Raw genomic sequence first — 16,909 nt, forward strand, 5'->3', positions numbered from 1 at the left:
GCCGCCCTCCGACCCCGACCGGGCCGCTCACAGCGAGCCCTTGGTGCTGGGCACCACTCCGGCGGTGCGCGGGTCGAGCGCGGTGGCCTCCCGCAGCGCCCGGGAGACCGCCTTGAACTGGGCCTCCACCACGTGGTGGGCGTCCGGGTGGCCACCCGGCCGGGCCGCCCGCAGCACGTCCACGTGCAGGGTGACCCGGGCCGCCTGGCCGAAGGACTCCCAGATGTGCCGGGTCATGCTGGTCGGGTAGACCGGCCCGATGTACGGCGACAGCGCCGGCTCGTCGTGCACCACGTACGGGCGGCCGGACAGGTCGACGGCGGCCCGGACGAGCACCTCGTCCATCGGGACGGTGGCCGAGCCATACCGCCGGATGCCGGCCTTGTCCCCCAGCGCCTGGTCGAACGCGGCGCCCAGGGCCAGCGCGGTGTCCTCCATCGTGTGGTGGGCGTCGATCTCCAGGTCGCCGACGGTGCGCACGGTCAGGTCGAAGCCGCCGTGCCGGGCGATCTGGTGGAGCATGTGGTCGTAGAAGCCGACCCCGGTGCTGATCTCGGCCCGGCCGGTGCCGTCGAGGTCGATCTCGACGAGGACCTTGGTCTCCTTGGTGATCCGTTCCACCCGGGCGGTACGACTCATGACAGTTTCTCCATCGCGGTGAGGAAGGCGTCGGTCTCGGCGGGGGTGCCGGCGGTGACCCGCAGCCAGCCGGGCAGGCCCACGTCGCGCACCAGCACCCCGGCGTCGAGCAGGGTCCGCCAGGCCGCCGACTGGTCGTCGCCGACGGCGAACAGCACGAAGTTGGCGTCGCTGTCGGCCACCCGGTGCCCCCGGGCCCGCAGGGTGGTCACGATCCGGTCCCGCTGCTCCTTGATCGCGTCGACGGTGCCCAGCAGGACGTCGCGGTGGGCCAGCGCCGCGCGGGCGGCGGCCTGGGTGAGCGCCGAGAGATGGTACGGCAGCCGGACGAGCTGCACCGCCGCCACCACCGCCGGGTCGGCGACCAGGTAGCCCAGCCGGCCACCGGCGAACCCGAACGCCTTGCTCATCGTCCGGGTCACCACCAGCCGCGGGTGCCCGGGCAGCAGGGTCAGGGCGCTGGCCGTGCCGGGCCGGGCGAACTCGGCGTACGCCTCGTCGAGGACCACCATGCCGGGGGCGACGTCGAGCACGGCGGCGATCACCGCCGGGTCGAGCGCGGTGCCGGTCGGGTTGTTCGGCGAGCAGAGGAAGACCACGTCGGGGCGGTGCGCCCGGACCTCGGCGACCGCCTCGTCGGCGGTCAGCCCGAAGTCCACCCCCCGCTGCGCCGGCACCCACCGGGTGCCGGTGCCCAGGGACAGCAACGGGTGCATCGAGTACGCCGGCACGAAGCCCAACGCCGACCGCCCCGGCCCGCCGAACGCCTGCAGCAGCTGCTGCTGGATCTCGTTGGAGCCGTTGGCCGCCCAGACCTGGTCGGCGGTGATCCCGTGCCCGAGGTAGCCGGCCAGGTCGGCGCGCAGCGCCACCGCCTCGCGGTCCGGGTAGCGGTTGAGGTCACGCAGCTCGGCGGCGAGCGCCTTGCCGATCGCCTCCACCACCGGCTCGGGCACGGCGTAGGAGTTCTCGTTGGTGTTCAACCGGACCGCCACGTCGAGCTGCGGCGCCCCGTACGGCGACCGGCCCCGCAGGTCGTCGCGGATCGGCAGATCGTCGAGGCTGGTCACGACGCCTCCCCGGCGAACCGCACCGCGACCGCCTGCCCGTGCGCCGGCAGGTCCTCCACGGTGGCCAGGGTCACCACGTGCGGCGCGACGTCGCGCAGCGCCTCGCGGGTGTACTCCACCAGGTGCACCCCGCGCAGGAAGGACTGCACGGACAACCCCGACGAGTGCCGGGCGCAGCCCCCGGTGGGCAGCACGTGGTTGGAGCCGGCGCAGTAGTCGCCGAGCGACACCGGCGCCCACGGCCCGATGAAGATCGCCCCGGCGTTGCGCACCCGCAGCGCCCAGTCGCGGGCGTCCCGGGTCTGGATCTCCAGGTGCTCGGCGGCGTACGCGTCGACCACCCGCAGCCCGTCGGCCAGGTCGTCGACCAGCACGACGCCGCTCTGCTCCCCGCCGAGCGCGGTGCCGACCCGCTCGGCGTGCTTGGTCGCCGGCACCTGCCGGGCCAGCTCCCGGTCGACCGCGTCGGCCAGCTCGACCGACGGGGTGACCAGCACGCTGGCCGCCAACGGGTCGTGCTCGGCCTGGCTGATCAGGTCGGCGGCGACGTGCGCCGGGTCGGCGGTGTCGTCGGCCAGCACGGCGATCTCGGTCGGTCCGGCCTCGGCGTCGATGCCGACCACGCCGCGCAGCAGCCGCTTGGCGGCGGTCACCCAGATGTTGCCCGGCCCGGTGATCATGTCGACCGGCGCGCAGCGTCGGGTGCCCTCGGCGTCGACGGTCGACCCGTACGCCAGCATGGCGACCGCCTGGGCGCCGCCGACGGCGTACACCTCGTCGACGCCGAGCAGCGCGCAGGCGGCCAGGACCCGGGCGTCGGGCAGGCCGCCGTTGTCCTGCTGCGGCGGGCTGGCCACCACCAGCGAGCGCACCCCGGCCGCCTGGGCCGGCACCACGTTCATCACCACGGTCGACGGGTACATCGCCAGCCCGCCGGGGACGTAGAGGCCGACCCGGTCGACCGGCACCCAGCGCTCGGTGACCGTGCCGCCCGGCACGACCTGGGTGGTGTGGTCGGTGCGCCGCTGGTCGTCGTGCACCCGACGGGCACGGGCGATCGACTCCAGCAGCGCGGCCCGCACGTCGGGGTCGAGCACCCCCTCGGCCGCGGTGATCGCCTCGGTCGGGACCCGCAGCACCGGCGGGCAGACGCCGTCGAACCGTTCGCTGGCCTCCCGGATCGCCGGGTACCCATGGTCCCGGACCGCCTCGACGAGCGGGCGGATCCGCTCGACCGCCACGGAGACGTCGAGCTGGGCACGGGGCAGCAGGCGACGCGGGTCGGAAACCCCGCCGCGCAGGTCGATCCGTTTCAACACGCCCCCGAGTCTAGGCGGCGGCCCGCAGGGCGACCCGCGCCGCCCGCACCGCGGGACGGTGAGCCGGGACACGCCGACCGCGCCGGATCGGGCTACGCTCGGACGCGTGACCGCGCGGCTGCCGGTGTTTCCCCTCGCAACGGTGCTCTTCCCGGGTCTGGTGCTGCCGTTGCACATCTTCGAGGAGCGGTACCGCCACCTGGTGCGGGACCTGGTCGGAAAGCCCGAGGGGGTGCCCCGCGAGTTCGGTGTGGTGGCCATCCGCTCCGGCTGGGAGGTCGCCCCGGGCGCGGGCCGGGCCACCCCGGGCGGCGGCGAGGTGACCCTGCACGAGGTGGGCTGCACCGCCGAGCTGCGCCAGGTCACCGAGCTGGACGACGGCGGCTTCGACATCGTCACGGTGGGTCGGCGGCGGTTCCGGGTCGCCGGGGTCGACCGGGAGGCCGCCCCCTACCTCACCGCCGACGTCGAGTGGCTGCCCGAGCCGGCCGGCCCGGACGAGGCCGCCGAGCTGCTGGCGGCCCGGGTGATCGCGGTGTTCCGGCAGTACCTGGGCCTGATCCGGGACGACCCGCAGGAGCTGTCCGAGCAGCTCCCGGAGGACCCCACGGTGCTGTCGCACCTGGTGGCGGCCACCGCCGTGCTGACCCTGGCCGACCGGCAACGGCTGCTCGCCATCGACGACACCGCCGCCCGGCTCCGCGCCGAGCTGCGGCTGCTCAACCGCGAGTCGGCCCTGCTGCGCCAGGTGCGGGCGGTTCCGGTGCCGCTGTCGGAGCTGGCGTCTCCGCCGGCCCCCAACTGACCCCACCCGCCGGGCCGACCGCGTCCGGCGCACCCACCGCGCCCGGCGGGCCGACCGCACCAGGTTGTCCGACCGCACCGGGCTGTCCGACCGCACCAGGCTGTCCGGCCCCGTCCGGCGCACCGAACGCGCCCGGCGGGTCCGGCCAGCCGGGGCCGCCGGGCTCCGGCTCCGGACGCAGCGACGGCCACCGCGACCAGCCGGCCAGCAGGGTGTACGTGACGGCGGCGGCGAACGCGGCCAGCAGCAGGTTGCCGTACGGCACGGGCAGCACGCCGAAGAGCCGGTCGATGCCCCCGGCCCGCAGGTCGGCCGGCTTGCCGAACGACGTGCCGGCGGGGGCGGTGTCGAGCAGCCGCTGGTAGCCGTCCAGCCCGACCCGGCGGCCCACCTGCCAGGCGACCAGGGCGGTGCCGAGCGCGCCGGCGGTCAGCGCGATCAGGTTCACCGGCCCCCGGCGGCGGCGCAGCAGCGTCCACACCGCGATCGCGGCGAGCACCCCGAACCCGAGCCCGAGCAGGCTGAACCAGCCGTCGGCGGCGATCGGCTGCTCCGGCTGGGGTTGGGCGTAGACCGCGCCCTCGGCGGTCTTGAGCACGGGGGTGTCCGGGGCCAGCGCCGCCCAGAGCAGCCCCAGCGGCACCCCCAACGCGGTCAGGCCCAGCACGAGGCCGGCCGCCACCGCCCGGGTGTGCCGGGGCCGCTGCTGCACCGGCTGCGCCGGCCAGCCGGACGGCGGCGGCCACGGCAGGTAGGACCCGCCCGGGTCGTGGCCGGGCCCGGTCGGTGCTCCGACGGCAGACGACTCGTCGACGGGCGGCCCGACGGCAGACGACTCAGCGGCGGGCGACCGGGCGGCGGACGGCCCGGCGGCAGACGACTCAGCGGCGGGCGACTGGGCGGCCGGTGCCCCGGCGGGGGCGGCGTGCGGGGTGGGCGCGGCACCCGCCGGGGTGTCGGCGGGGCGGTGCGGATCGGGGGTGTCCGGGCTCACCCGATGATCCTCTCAGGCCGGGCGGCACGGCGGGGCGGCGGAGCCCGTACCACCCCTCACCGGGCGAACGGTTCCAGCATCACCGAGGCCGCCCGCAGCCATGCGGCCCGGGTCTCCGCCTGGAGCTGGTGGTACTCGATCGACGAGCCGGTCTCCAGCACCGGGTCGTACGGCACGACGGCCACGGCCCGGGTGCGGGTGGCGAAGTGCCGCTCCAGGTCGTCCTGGAGCGTCGACCGGCCGGGGGTGGGGCAGGAGATCAGGGTGACCGCGTTGTCGGCCAGCTCGCCCATGCCCTCCTCGTGCAGCAGGTCGAGCATCCAGTCGGCGCTGAACGCGGCGTCCTCGCGGGGCACGGTGGTCACCACGAGCTGGTCGGCGGCGTGCATGACCGTGCGCCAGTTGGGGCTCTCCACGTTGTTGCCGGTGTCCACACAGACCACGTCGTGGGTACGGCGCAGCAGTTCCAGCACCCGCTTGACGGTGAACTGGTCGAGCCGCTGGGCGAACCGGGGGCTCTCCTCCCCGGCCAGCACGTCGTACGAGCCGTCGGAGGCGTGCCGCAGGTAGTCGTCGAGGGATTCCAGCAGCTCCGCGCCGTCGCGGATCTCGATGTGCGCCAGGTCGCTGATCAGGTGCCTGATCGTCCGGGCGTGCCGGGCGCTGCCGGCGCGCAGGCCGAGGGTGCCGCGCAGCTCGTTGTCGTCCCAGGCGAGCACGCCCCGGCCCCGGACGCTGCCGACGGTGGCGGCGGCGAGCACCGTGGCGGTGGTCTTGTGCACCCCGCCCTTGGGGTTGGCGAACGCGAGCACCCGGGGGGTGCCGAGGTCGCGGCGGAGGATCCCGGCGGCCCGTTCCTGCTCGTCCTGGGGGCCCTGCTGACGCCACTCGATGCGGGCCGGCTCGATCCGGGCCGGGTAGCCCCGGTCGGCGGTCACCGCCGGCGGGTACGCCGCCGGCTCCGGTTGGTAGGTCGGCTCGGGCTGGTAGGTCGGCTCCGGCTGGTACGTCGGTTCGGGCTGGTACGTCGGTTCGGGTTGGTAGACCGGCTCCGGCTGGTACGTCGGCGTCGCCGGGTAGCCGGGCTCGGGATACGCCGCCGGCTCGGGGTAGGCGGGTCGCGGCGGCTGGTACGTCGGCTCCGGGGGCGCGTAGCCGGGGGTGCGGTAGCCGTTGTCGAGCAGCGCGTACCGGGACTCGGGGGGCGGCGGCTCGGCCCGGTAGCCGCTGTCGAGCAGCGCGTAGCGGGACGGGACGACCGGCGGCTCCGGCGGCCGGGCCGGCTCCGGCAGGTAGCCGGGTTCGGCCGGGTAGCCGCCGGGGGCGCGGTGGCCGGGCTCGGCCGGATAGCCCGGGTCGGCCCGGTAACCCTGGTCGACCGGATAGCCCGGGTCGGCGCGGTGGCCCGGGTCCGCCCGGTAGCCGGTGCCGGCGCGGTAGCCGGGGTCGGGGCCGTAGCCGGGGTCGGGGTGGTAGCCCGGGTCGGGTGGCGGCGGCACGGCGGCCGATCCCCGGCCGGACCAGCCACCGCCGGGCACCCGGCCGGGCAGCGGCTCCCGGGGCGCGTCCTCGCCACGGCGGTCCGGCTCCGCCGGTTCGGCGGCGCGCCCACCGAGGCGGGCGCGCTCGAAGAGCGTCCGCCATCGCGGTGCCGGTTCGGCCGACCGGCCCCAGCCGGTCTCGGTGCCGTCCAAGGCTCGCCCTCCCGCGCCGTCGATCTCCGCCTGACAGGCTACGAACGAAACCCTATTCGGACCACACCGGTCTGCACACATCTGCCGGGGACAATACTTACCGCGATCGGACGCGAGACGCACCGCGACGGGCGTCCGGGGAGGTGGGCGGGGGGTCGGGGCCGGGCGGCCCCACCCCGTCCCGGTCGGCGACGGTGCCGACCCGATCACAGCGGGTGCTCCTTCCGACGAATCGCCCATCCCGGCGCCCCCGCCGGAACCCGCCACCGGACGTCCTGGCCGGTCGATGGGACGTCCACCCGCTGCGGTGGGACGTCCCAGGCAGGTCGGCCGGCTGCCCGACGCGGGCCGGCCAGATCGGACAGGCAGCTCCACGCCCGGTGGCCGGGTCAGGCGGTCGGGAGCGGGTCAGCCGGGTGACGTGGCGGTGTCGGCGGGGGGCCGGGCCACGTCCCGCTGCTCCGGCAGCGGCGGCAGGAACACCGTCCGGTCCAGCCGGGTCACCTCCGGGGCGGGGTCGACCGCGCGGACCCCGTCCCGCCCGGCCGTGGCGCGCAGGGCGGGCGGCTCGGCCCGGACCACCGCCGCGTAGACGCAGGCGCACGCCGACCGGTAACCGGCCGCCTCCCGCGCCGCGACCTGCGCCCCGGTCTCGTACCCCCGACGGGTCGCCGGGTCGGTGCCGGCGGCGGCCCGGGTGCGCTGGTCGGCGGCCTCCCGGTCCTTGCGGTCGGCGAGGCCGGCCATGCCGGCGGTCACGTCCTGCGGCAGCCGCTGCGCCGGCAGCCGGACCACCTCGGTCTGCCGGTCGGGCAGCGGCACCCGGACCACCACCGCCGTGACCTCGACGCCGGCCAGCAGCGCCGGCAGCCCGTCCGGCGCGACGTACCTGTCGAAACTCACCAGCGCGTACGCCCCGGCGGTCAGCGCGGCCAGTTCGGCCCGGCTGGCGGTGGCGTAGCCGGGCAGCGAGTCCCCGGGCAGCACCCCGACCCGGGTCACCTGCCCGACCGTACGGTCACCGACGGGTGCCGGCCGGCGGGCCGACCAGCCGGCGGCGAGCAGCACCGCGCCGACGGCGAACACCGCCGTGGTGACCAGCCACCGGGCCGGCCGGGACGTCCCGGCGGCCGGATCGTCGGTCGCCGGGGTGTCGTCGTCGTCCGGCCCCGGGCCGGCCGACGGGTCGTGCCGCACGGTCAGTCGCGCAGGATCGTCAGCGCGCGGGCCAGGTCGTCCGGGTACTCGCTGACGAAGGTCACGTCGTCGCCGGTTCGCGGGTGGGCGAAGGTCAACGACCTGGCGTGCAGCCACTGCCGGCGCAGTTCGAGCCGGGCCGACAGGGTCGGGTCGGCACCGTAGGTGAGGTCGCCGACGCAGGGGTGCCGCAGGGTCGAGAAGTGCACCCGGATCTGGTGGGTACGCCCCGTCTCCAGCCGGACGTCGAGCAGGCTGGCCGCCGGGAACGCCTCGATGGTGTCGTAGTGGGTGATGCTCGGCTTGCCGTCGGAGACCACCGCCCAGCGGTAGTCGTGGTGCGGATGCCTGTCGATCGGGGCGTCGATGGTGCCGCGCGACGGGTCGGGGTGACCCTGGACCACCGCGTGGTAGCGCTTCTCCACCTCGCGGTACTTGAACGCCCGCTTGAGCGCGGTGTACGCCTGCTCGCTCTTGGCCACCGCCATGATCCCGGTGGTGCCCACGTCGAGGCGGTGCACCACGCCCTGCCGCTCGGCGGCCCCGCTGGTGGAGATCCGGTGCCCGATCGCGGCCAGCCCACCGATGACGGTCGGGCCGGTCCAGCCGGGACTGGGGTGGGCGGCCACCCCGACCGGCTTGTCCACCACGACGATGTCGTCGTCGGCGTAGACCACGGTCAGCCCGGGGACCGCCTGCGGGACCACGGTCGGCGGCGCGACCGGGGCGGGCAGCGTCACCTCCAGCCAGGAGCCGGCCCTGACCTTGTGCGAGTTCTGCCGGGCCGCGCCGTCGACCAGCGCGTCCCCGGCGTCGACGAGTGCGGCGGCGGCGGTGCGGGAGAGCCCGAACAGCCGGGACACCGCCTGGTCGAGCCGCATGCCGTCGAGGCCGTCCGGGACGGGCAGGGACCGGTGGTCGCCACCGGTGGCGGTGGAGGTCATGCCCGCTCCCGGGGTTCGGCGTCGGTCGGCGTGGTCTCGGCGGGCACCGGCCCGGTGGACGGCCCGGCCGCCTCCGGGGCGGTGTCGCCCCTGGCCCCGATCCGTCGTCCGTCGCGTTGCCGGCCGGTCAGTTCCAGCAGCACGGCCAGCAGCACCCCGGCGACCAGGCAGCTGTCGGCCAGATTGAACACCGGCCAGACCTGGCCGTACGGGTCGAAGAGGCTGACCATGTCCACCACGTGCCCGACGAAGTGGCCGGGCGCGCGGAAGATCCGGTCGGCGAGGTTGCCCAGCGCCCCGCCCAGCACCAGCCCCAGGGAGACCGCCCAGGGCAGCGAGCGCAGCCGCAGCGCCATCCAGGTGATCCAGCCGACCACCCCGATGGTGATCAGCGGGAACACCCAGGTGTGGTCGGCGCCGATGCTCCACGCCGCGCCGCTGTTGCGGGTCAGGGTGAGGTAGACCGCCCCGCCGAGCAGGCGGACCGGCGGGCGGTCGTCGAGCTGTTGCAGGGCGAGGTGCTTGGTGAGCAGATCCGTCAGCAGCGCGAGCAGCGCGATGCCGACGAGGAGCACGACCGCCCTGCGGCGGGGCGTACGGCCGGCCGGCTCGGTGGTGCCGGGTCCGGCGGTCGGTGCTGTGGTCATCGACTCCCCATCGACTGTCCCGACGGCGCGGTTCCGCCGTCTCGCGAGGTCACCGGGGAGCGGACGTCAGCGCCGCTCCTCCAGCTGCTTGCAGGTCACGCAGAGGGTCGCCGACGGGAAGGCCGCGAGCCGCTCCACCGGGATCGGGTTCCCGCACCGCTCGCACCATCCGTAGCCGCCCTCGTCGAGCCGCTCCAGGGCACGCTCGACCTGGGTGATCCGTTCCCGGATGCTGTTGGCGAGGGAGATCTCCTGCTCGCGCTCGAACGTCTTGGTGCCGGTGTCGGCCTGGTCGTCCCCGGCCGAGTCGGTCAGCCGGTCGCGCTGCAGCTCGGTGATCTCGCTCAGCGTCTGATCGTACTCGGCGCGCAGCTCGTCGCGTCGGGCCGCCAGGGCCGCCCGGATCTTCTCGGTCTCCGCCGTGCTGCGGGTGGCCTGCGCGGTGGCCTTCGCCGCAGGTTTGCGACCGGCGGTCCTGGTGTCGGCTGGCTTCGCCATCGTCAGCTCCCTCAGCCGCGGGACGCGGCGCTCGGCGGTGCCCGGACAGGGGCCGCCGACGTGGCGTCCCCGGGTAACAAAACGGGCGCACGGCAACGGTGGCCGCGCACTCCGGAGGTTGGCAAGAATACGGAACGTACAGGCGTCCGACAACGTGCCGCACTGTCGTACCGCTATTCAGCCCCTAATAACCGCTAATTGGGGCAAAACGAAGACTAGCAGATCAGCCGTCCCGGTCCTCGCCGTACTCGCCGAACCACCGCGCCAGGCGACCCCGCCGGCTGATCGCCCGCAGCCGCCGCTCCGCCTCGTCCCGCACCCCGGCGGTCGCCACGATCAACATGCTGTCGCCGGTCTTGAGCCGGGTGTCCGCGCCCGGCACGAACCCCACCCCGTCGCGCAGCACCAGGGTCACCGACGCGCCCACCGGCAACCGCAGCTCGTCCACGTGCACCCCGGCCAGCCGCGACCCCGCCGGCACCTCCAACTGGAGCAGGTCCGCCCGCATCCGCTCCAGCGGGGCGGTCTCCACCCGGATCTCGGCCGGCTCGGCGGGGGCGGTCACCCGCAACCGGCGGGCGGCCGGCGCGAGCGTGCCCGCCTGGAGCACCGTGAAGATCACCACCAGCAGGAACACCGCGTCGAACAGCCGGTCCGCCCCGGGCACCCGGGCCGACAGCGGGATGGTGGCCAGCACGATCGGCACCGCGCCGCGCAGCCCCGCCCAGGACAGGAAGAGCTGCTCGCGCAGGCCCACCCGGAACGGCAACGCCGACACCAGCACCGACAACGGCCGGGCCAGCAGCAGCAGGGCCAGCCCGGTGACCACCGCCGGCACCAGCGCGGTGTGCAGCCGCTCCGGCGTGGCCAACAGCCCGAGCAGCACGAACAAACCGATCTGGGCCAGCCAGGCCAGCCCGTCGGCGAACCCCAGGATGGCCTGCCGGTGCGGCAGTCGGGCGTTGCCGAGCAGCACCCCGGCCACGTAGACGGCGAGGAACCCGGAGGCGTGCAGCACCGCACCGGCCGCGTACGCCAGCACGGTGAACCCGACGGCGGCGATCGGGTACAGACCGGAGGACGGCAGCGCCGCCCGACGCAGCGCGAACCGGCCAGCCAGCCCGGCGGCCAATCCCACCGCCGCGCCCACCCCCAGCTCGTAGCCGACCAGGAAGACCTCGAACCACCACGGGTGCTCCACCGGCCCGGTGCGCGACAGCAGCACCACCAGGATCACCACCGGGGCGTCGTTCATGCCCGACTCGGCCTCCAGGGCGGCCACCAGCCGGGGCGGCAACCGCAACCGGCGCAGCGTGGCGAACACCGCCGCCGCGTCGGTGGAGGAGAGCACCGCACCGTAGAGCAGTGCCAACCGCCAGTCCAGCCCGAGCAGCAGGTGCACCACCAGGCCGACCACGACGATGCTGACCAGCACCCCGACGGTGGACAGCGCGCCGGCCAACCCGAGCACCGGGCGCAGGGTGCTCCACCGCGCGGTGAGCCCACCCTCGGCGATGATCACGATAAGCGCGCAGAACCCCAGCATCCGGGTCAGCTCGGCGTCGTCGAACCGGATGCCCAGCCCGGCCTCGCCGATCGCCACCCCGAGCGCGAGGTAGACCAGCAGACTCGGCACACCCAGTCGGGTGGAGAACCGCACCGCGCCGATCGCCACCAGCAGCACGGCCGCCCCGAGGAGCAGGGCCAGATCCAGTCCCGGCGTCACGGGCGCCCCACCCGGGGCCTCCTCACCCGGCCGATCCGTCGCGCAGCCGCCGCAGCAGCGCGGTGACCTCCGGCGTCGCCCCGTCCACCAGGAACAGCTTGTCCCGGCTGGCCGCGCCGGTGCGCAGCGCCACCGCCGCCGGGCGGACGCCCAGGGCGTCGGCCAGCGCCCGGCGGGCCGCCTCGGTGGCCCGGCCGTCCACGGCCGGCGCGGTCACCGCGACCACCAGGGCGGGCCCGTGCGGTCCGGTGAAGCAGCCGCCGACCCGGGGCCGGGACGCCCCGGGCTTGACCCGCACCGCGACGGTCACCGTGTCGTCCGTGGGCATCGACACCGGCCTCAGCGGGGGTAGGTGTCGGCGAGCAGGGCGGTGTCCGGGTTGCACAGGCCGCACGGGGTGAACCCGAGGGAGACCGCCTCGTGCACCGGCAGCGGCTCGTGCTCCCGTTCGATCAGGTGGGCGCAGGAGAGCAGGTGGTAGCGGGGGTGCCCGTCGACCACCCGCACCTCGGCGTCGAGCCGGGCGACCCGGGCGGCGTCGGCGGGCGGGACCCGCTGGGCGGGTGGGTCCCACGGCGACGCGGCGTCGTCCGAGTGCTCCCAGGGTGGCGCGAGATCGTCCCCGGCCGCCCAGGCCGGGTCGTCCGGGTCGGGCCGGTCGGGGTCAGTGACCGGGTCCCACCGGGGGTCGTCCGGGTCGAGCCGGTCGCCGTCGGGGGCACGGTCGGTCGCCGGGTCGGCGTGACCCGGGGTCGTCCGGTCCGGCGCGGCGGTCACGACGACGGGCTCCCAGGGTGCCTCCGCGTCGGGCTCCCAGGCACCGGCGTCGGGGCGGGTGGCAACGTCGACGGGGTCGCCGGCCACCGGCGCGCCGGGTGGTTGCCGCCACCCGGCCTCACCGGTGCCGAACGTCGCCGCAGGGTACGTCGTCGGTTCGTCCGACGGCGTGGTCGCAGCCGGCGGGGTGGTCGGGCGGGACTCCGTCGCGCCCCGACCCCGCGCCTGGTCCGCCGCCCTCGCCCGGGTGACGGCTGCCTGGCGGGCACCGGCCACCAACGCGACGGCGGCCAGCAGACTGGCCGCGATGGAACTGGTCAACAACGTGCTGGAGCCGTCGACGAGACCGAACGCCAGCAGGACGACCGCGACGAGGATGAGCAGCAGACTGGCGACTAGCACAGCTCACCCCCGCCGCGTCGTGGGTCGTCGGCTGGGTCGGCGACCGTCGGGGGACGGTCGCCGACCGTGGATCAGCGACCTGCTTCGAGGGCGCCGGAGCGACCGCCGCCGTACGAGCCGGCGAGGCCGGCCGCGGCGAGGCCGTTGCCGCCGACGGCACGGGTGCCCTCGGCGCGGGTCATCTCGGCCTCGAGGCCCTGGCCCCGACCGTCGAGGTCCCGCAGCTGGCTCTCCAGGTACGCCTTGAGCCGGGTGCGGTACTCGCGCTCGAACTGCTTGAGTTCCTCGATGTGCTTCTGCAGCGCGGTCCGCTTGGCGTCCAGGCCGCCCATGGCCTCCTGGTGCCGCTGACGGGCGTCACGCTCCAGCGCGTCGGCCTTGGCCCGCGCCTCGCGGGTGACCTCCTCGGCCTTGGAGCGCGCCTCGGAGAGCAGCTGGTCGGCCTCCCGACGGGCGTCGGAGACGTGGTCGTCGGCGGTGCGCTGGGCCATCATCAGCACCCGCAGCGCCTGCTGCTCGCCGTCGCCGCCGACGGCCGGGCCACCGGTGGTGCGGACCTGCTCCAGCTCGGCCTGCATGGCGCGGGCGGCCTGCTCGGCGGCGGCCTTGTCGCGCTGCACCCGGTCGAGCTGGGCCTTGACGTCGTTGAGCTCAGCCGCCAGCCGGGCATCGCCACCGGGGCCGGCAGGGGCCCCGCCACGACCGCCGCGCTCCACCTGGGCGCGCAGCTCGTTGTTCTCCTCGATCAGACGGGCAAGCTCACGCTCGACCTCGTCCAGGAAGGCGTCGACCTCCTCCTCGTCGTACCCCCGCTTGCCGATCGGCGGCTTTTTGAAGGCGACGTTGTGCACGTCGGCCGGTGTCAGCGGCATCGAAACTCCTCGGGTCAGTTGCGGCCGCGAAAGCGCGCGCTGGTCAGGAGAAGTTCCTGATCAGCGGATCTAACACAAACCTCATCAGCACGAACAGGATAACCAGGAGCACAAGGGAGGCCAGGTCGATGCTCACGGTACCAATTCGCAGTGGGGGGATCACCCGCCTCAACGCCTTGAGAGGCGGATCAGTGACGCTCCACACGGACTCGAGTCCGGCGGACGCGCCACGCCCCGGTTGCCACCGACGACCGTACTGGAGGACGGCACCGAGAACGAATCGGGCCAGCAGCACGATAAGGAAGACGTACAAGATCAGGTAGAGCAGCTGGAACATGATCGACAACACGGCAGCGACGTCCCTCGGTCGGGTGGACTTAGCTCAGGGAGAAAAAGCCGCCCTCAGCGATCTTGGCTTTGTCCTCCGCGGTGACCTGGACGTTGGCCGGTGAGAGCAGGAACACCCGGTTGGTCACGCGCTCGATCGTACCGCGCAGCCCGAACGCCAGCCCGGCGGCGAAGTCCACCAGCCGGCGGGCGTCGGCCTCGTCCATCTCGGTGAGGTTGATGATCACCGGGACGCCGTCGCGGAAGTGCTCGCCGATGGTCCGCGCCTCGCGGTAGGTGGTCGGGTGCAGGGTGGTGATCTGGTAGCGCTGCTCCTCCTCGGCCACCACCGGCCGCTCCCGGGGCGACGCCTGCGGCGCCAGCGCGAGATTGTCCCGGGTGTGGTAGCTCAGCGCGCCCGAGGTGTCCGTACCCCCGGACCGGGTGATCGACCGGACGCTGGCCCGCTCCGGGCGCTCCGGGCGCTCGGCACGCTCCGGACGCTCGTCGTCGGCCCGGTCGGCCTCGGCCAGCCGGCTCGACCGCTCGCTCAGCCGGCCCCGGTCACCGAGGCGCGGACGCGGTGCCGGTGGCTCCTCCGCGTCGTCCTCGTCGTCGTCGGCGAACTCCTCGGCGTACCGGCTCGACCGGTACCGCGACTCGCGGTAGCCGGGCTTGTCGTAGCCCTCGTCGTAGCCCCGCTCGTCGTCCTCCTCGACGAGACCGAGCCAGACCCCCGCCTTGCGCAGTGCACCCATCCCGCGCCCTTCCGTCCGCCGTGCGGCACGCACCCCCGTGCCGTGTCGCCATGATCGCGAGTGGACTCCATGCCCACCGGATCAGAGCGGCAATCCCCGACGTGCGATTCGCGGCTCGCCCGTCGCGGCCCCCGACCGGGGGCGCCACCCCTGAACAACACTGATGTAATTTGCTTCTACCGCGGTCAGGCTACCGCAGCGTGGAACGCATTCCGAGCAACGCGCTGCCGACGCGGACATGTGTCGCGCCGTATCCGATGGCCGTTTCCAGGTCGCCGCTCATCCCGGCGGAGAGCATGGTGGCCGTCGGATACCCGACCCGGAAGGCCGCCGCCACCTCGGCCAGCCGGGCGAACGCCCGTTCCGGTTCCCAGCCCAGCGGCGCCACCGCCATCAGCCCGGCCAGCCGCAGCGCCGGCGCGCCGGCCAGCGCCTCGGCCACCGGGCGCAGCCCCCGGTCGGGGTCGGCCGCGTCCGGCAGGGCGCCGCCACGCGCCGGGTCACCGTCCAGGCTGACCTGCACCAGCGTCGGCAACGGACGGTCCCGTCCGGACTCGGCGGCGGTGCCCAGCGCGCGGGCCAGCCGCACACTGTCCACCGAGTGCACCACGTCGGCGTAGCGCACCACCGAGCGGGCCTTGTTGCGTTGCAACTGACCGATGAAGTGCCAGCGGACGGCCGCGCCGGCCGCCGCCACCCCGGCCGCCTTCGGCGCCGCCTCCTGGTCCCGGTTCTCCCCCAGGTCGGTGACCCCGAGCCCGGCCAGCGCGACCGCGTCGCCGGCCGGGTACGTCTTGGTCACCGCGATCATCGTCACCCCGGACGGGTCCCGGCCGGCGGCGGCGCAGGCGTCGGCGATCCGGGCCCGCACCGCGGCCAGCCCGGCCGCGAGCGCGGCGCGACGGTCGGCACCCACCGGATCCGGCGCAGCGGTCATCGGCCGGGCCGCCCGGTCGGCGACGCGGTGGCGCGACCCACCAGGGACCCGCCCGAGGGGGGCGGGGTGGCGTGGTCGCCGGCGTGGTTGTCCGTCATCGGCGGGATCAGGAACCGTTCTTGAGGAAGTCGGGCACGTCCACGTCGTCGAAGAGCACCCGGCGCGGCGACTGCTGCGGCGGCGGCATGACGGCCGGCGTGGTGACCGCCGGGGCCTGCGGCGTGGGCTGGTTCTGGTTGCTCTTGCGCGGGGACTCGGACGCCTTGTACGCGGGCGTGCCCCCGTCGAAGCCGGCGGCGATCACGGTGACCCGCACCTCGTCGCCGAGCGCGTCGTCGATGACCGCGCCGAAGATGATGTTCGCGTCCGGGTGGGCCGCGTCGGTGACCAGCTGCGCGGCGTCGTTGATCTCGAACAGGCCCAGGTCGGAGCCGCCGGCGATGGACAGCAGCACCCCCCGCGCGCCGTCCATGCTCTGCTCCAGCAGCGGGCTGGAGATGGCCGCCTCGGCCGCCTCGACCGCCCGGTTCTCGCCCCGGGCGCTGCCGATGCCCATCAGCGCGCTGCCCGCCCCGCTCATCACGCTCTTGACGTCGGCGAAGTCGAGGTTGATCAGACCGGGCGTGGTGATCAGGTCGGTGATGCCCTGGACACCGGAGAGCAGCACCTGGTCGGCGGTGCGGAAGGCGTCCATCATGCTGATCCCCCGGTCGCCCAGCGCGAGCAGCCGGTCGTTCGGGATGACGATCAGCGTGTCGCACTGGTTGCGCAGCTCGTCTATCCCCGCCTCGGCCTGCACCTGGCGGCGCTTGCCCTCGAAGGAGAACGGCCGGGTCACCACGCCGATGGTCAGCGCGCCGAGCTTGCGGGCGATGTTGGCGACCACCGGCGCGCCGCCGGTGCCCGTGCCGCCGCCCTCGCCGCAGGTGACGAAGACCATGTCGGCGCCCTTGAGCACCTCCTCGATCTCGTCGCGGTGGTCCTCGGCGGCGTTCTTGCCGACGTCGGGGTTGGCGCCCGCGCCGAGCCCCCGGGTCAGCTCCCGGCCGACGTCGAGCTTGACGTCGGCGTCACTCATCAACAGCGCCTGCGCGTCGGTGTTGATCGCGATGAACTCGACGCCCTTGAGCCCAACCTCGATCATGCGGTTGACGGCGTTGACGCCGCCGCCGCCGATGCCGACGACCTTGATGACCGCCAGGTAGTTGTGCGGAGGTGTCATCTCCGGTCCTTTCCCTTCGAGATTGGCTCGCAGCGCCCCGGTACGGCGTGGCCCAGACCGGTGGTCGACGAGCTGTCACCA

Annotated in this window: 18 protein-coding genes; 1 reads left to right on the forward strand and 17 read right to left on the reverse strand. The window is 74.8% G+C overall.

Annotation, left to right across the window (positions count from 1 at the left end; genetic code table 11):
* Positions 1-27 precede the first annotated feature (27 nt).
* From hisB to hisD, 3 genes are read right to left on the reverse strand one after another with little or no spacing between them, the layout of a single operon-like run.
* Positions 28-639 carry an imidazoleglycerol-phosphate dehydratase HisB gene (gene hisB, locus ACN268_RS13020; RefSeq protein WP_421483436.1) on the reverse strand — a complete coding sequence of 204 codons (612 nt, stop codon included), beginning with the start codon at positions 637-639 and terminating at the stop codon, positions 28-30.
* Positions 636-1,709 (reverse strand): histidinol-phosphate transaminase, encoded by a 1,074-nt coding sequence (locus tag ACN268_RS13025; protein ID WP_421483437.1) that lies wholly within the window; start codon positions 1,707-1,709, stop codon positions 636-638. Before ACN268_RS13025 ends, hisB begins: the two co-directional genes overlap by 4 nt.
* Entirely contained in the window at positions 1,706-3,028 is a 1,323-nt protein-coding gene (hisD, locus tag ACN268_RS13030) for a histidinol dehydrogenase (protein ID WP_204927744.1), read from the reverse strand. The genes ACN268_RS13025 and hisD overlap by 4 nt, the downstream gene beginning before the upstream one ends.
* 106 nt (positions 3,029-3,134) lie before the next feature.
* Between hisD and ACN268_RS13035 the strand changes: the two genes are divergently transcribed.
* Positions 3,135-3,833 carry an LON peptidase substrate-binding domain-containing protein gene (locus tag ACN268_RS13035; RefSeq protein WP_421483438.1) on the forward strand — a complete coding sequence of 233 codons (699 nt, stop codon included), beginning with the start codon at positions 3,135-3,137 and terminating at the stop codon, positions 3,831-3,833.
* Here the strand turns inward: ACN268_RS13035 and ACN268_RS13040 are convergent.
* The 14 genes from ACN268_RS13040 to ftsZ form a co-directional block, all read right to left on the reverse strand.
* Complete coding sequence (locus tag ACN268_RS13040) at positions 3,748-4,827, reverse strand: DUF2567 domain-containing protein (protein WP_421483439.1); 1,080 nt, start codon at positions 4,825-4,827, stop codon at positions 3,748-3,750. The two genes, ACN268_RS13035 and ACN268_RS13040, sit on opposite strands and share 86 nt — an antisense overlap.
* A 56-nt stretch (positions 4,828-4,883) precedes the next feature.
* Entirely contained in the window at positions 4,884-6,521 is a 1,638-nt protein-coding gene (locus ACN268_RS13045; protein ID WP_421483440.1) for an AAA family ATPase, read from the reverse strand.
* 408 nt (positions 6,522-6,929) lie between these two features.
* Positions 6,930-7,718 carry a hypothetical protein gene (locus ACN268_RS13050; protein ID WP_421483441.1) on the reverse strand — a complete coding sequence of 263 codons (789 nt, stop codon included), beginning with the start codon at positions 7,716-7,718 and terminating at the stop codon, positions 6,930-6,932.
* A 2-nt stretch (positions 7,719-7,720) separates the two neighbouring features.
* The gene (locus ACN268_RS13055) at positions 7,721-8,662 is read right to left on the reverse strand and encodes an RluA family pseudouridine synthase (protein WP_145920972.1); all 942 of its coding nucleotides are present in this window, start codon (positions 8,660-8,662) and stop codon (positions 7,721-7,723) included.
* The gene (gene lspA, locus ACN268_RS13060; RefSeq protein WP_357931161.1) at positions 8,659-9,309 is read right to left on the reverse strand and encodes a signal peptidase II; all 651 of its coding nucleotides are present in this window, start codon (positions 9,307-9,309) and stop codon (positions 8,659-8,661) included. Before lspA ends, ACN268_RS13055 begins: the two co-directional genes overlap by 4 nt.
* Before the next feature lie 66 nt (positions 9,310-9,375).
* Positions 9,376-9,807 carry a TraR/DksA family transcriptional regulator gene (locus ACN268_RS13065; protein WP_204927750.1) on the reverse strand — a complete coding sequence of 144 codons (432 nt, stop codon included), beginning with the start codon at positions 9,805-9,807 and terminating at the stop codon, positions 9,376-9,378.
* 223 nt (positions 9,808-10,030) lie between these two features.
* A complete protein-coding gene (locus ACN268_RS13070) occupies positions 10,031-11,533 on the reverse strand; it encodes a potassium/proton antiporter (RefSeq protein ID WP_421483442.1) in 1,503 nt (500 codons plus the stop codon).
* Positions 11,534-11,555: 22 nt separating this feature from the next.
* Entirely contained in the window at positions 11,556-11,861 is a 306-nt protein-coding gene (locus ACN268_RS13075) for a DUF167 domain-containing protein (RefSeq protein ID WP_363652008.1), read from the reverse strand.
* Between the two features lie 11 nt (positions 11,862-11,872).
* Entirely contained in the window at positions 11,873-12,712 is an 840-nt protein-coding gene (locus ACN268_RS13080) for a hypothetical protein (RefSeq protein WP_421487066.1), read from the reverse strand.
* Positions 12,713-12,783: 71 nt separating this feature from the next.
* Entirely contained in the window at positions 12,784-13,584 is an 801-nt protein-coding gene (locus ACN268_RS13085) for a DivIVA domain-containing protein (RefSeq protein ID WP_088643047.1), read from the reverse strand.
* Between the two features lie 43 nt (positions 13,585-13,627).
* Positions 13,628-13,933 (reverse strand): YggT family protein, encoded by a 306-nt coding sequence (locus ACN268_RS13090; RefSeq protein WP_088643046.1) that lies wholly within the window; start codon positions 13,931-13,933, stop codon positions 13,628-13,630.
* Between the two features lie 28 nt (positions 13,934-13,961).
* Complete coding sequence (locus ACN268_RS13095) at positions 13,962-14,669, reverse strand: cell division protein SepF (protein WP_421483443.1); 708 nt, start codon at positions 14,667-14,669, stop codon at positions 13,962-13,964.
* Between the two features lie 190 nt (positions 14,670-14,859).
* Positions 14,860-15,606 carry a YggS family pyridoxal phosphate-dependent enzyme gene (locus ACN268_RS13100; RefSeq protein WP_421483444.1) on the reverse strand — a complete coding sequence of 249 codons (747 nt, stop codon included), beginning with the start codon at positions 15,604-15,606 and terminating at the stop codon, positions 14,860-14,862.
* A 106-nt stretch (positions 15,607-15,712) separates the two neighbouring features.
* The gene (gene ftsZ / locus ACN268_RS13105; protein WP_421483445.1) at positions 15,713-16,828 is read right to left on the reverse strand and encodes a cell division protein FtsZ; all 1,116 of its coding nucleotides are present in this window, start codon (positions 16,826-16,828) and stop codon (positions 15,713-15,715) included.
* Positions 16,829-16,909: the final 81 nt, after the last annotated feature.

This window comes from Micromonospora sp. WMMD735 (genome assembly GCF_049178995.1).
Classification (GTDB): Bacteria; Actinomycetota; Actinomycetes; order Mycobacteriales; family Micromonosporaceae; genus Micromonospora; species Micromonospora wenchangensis.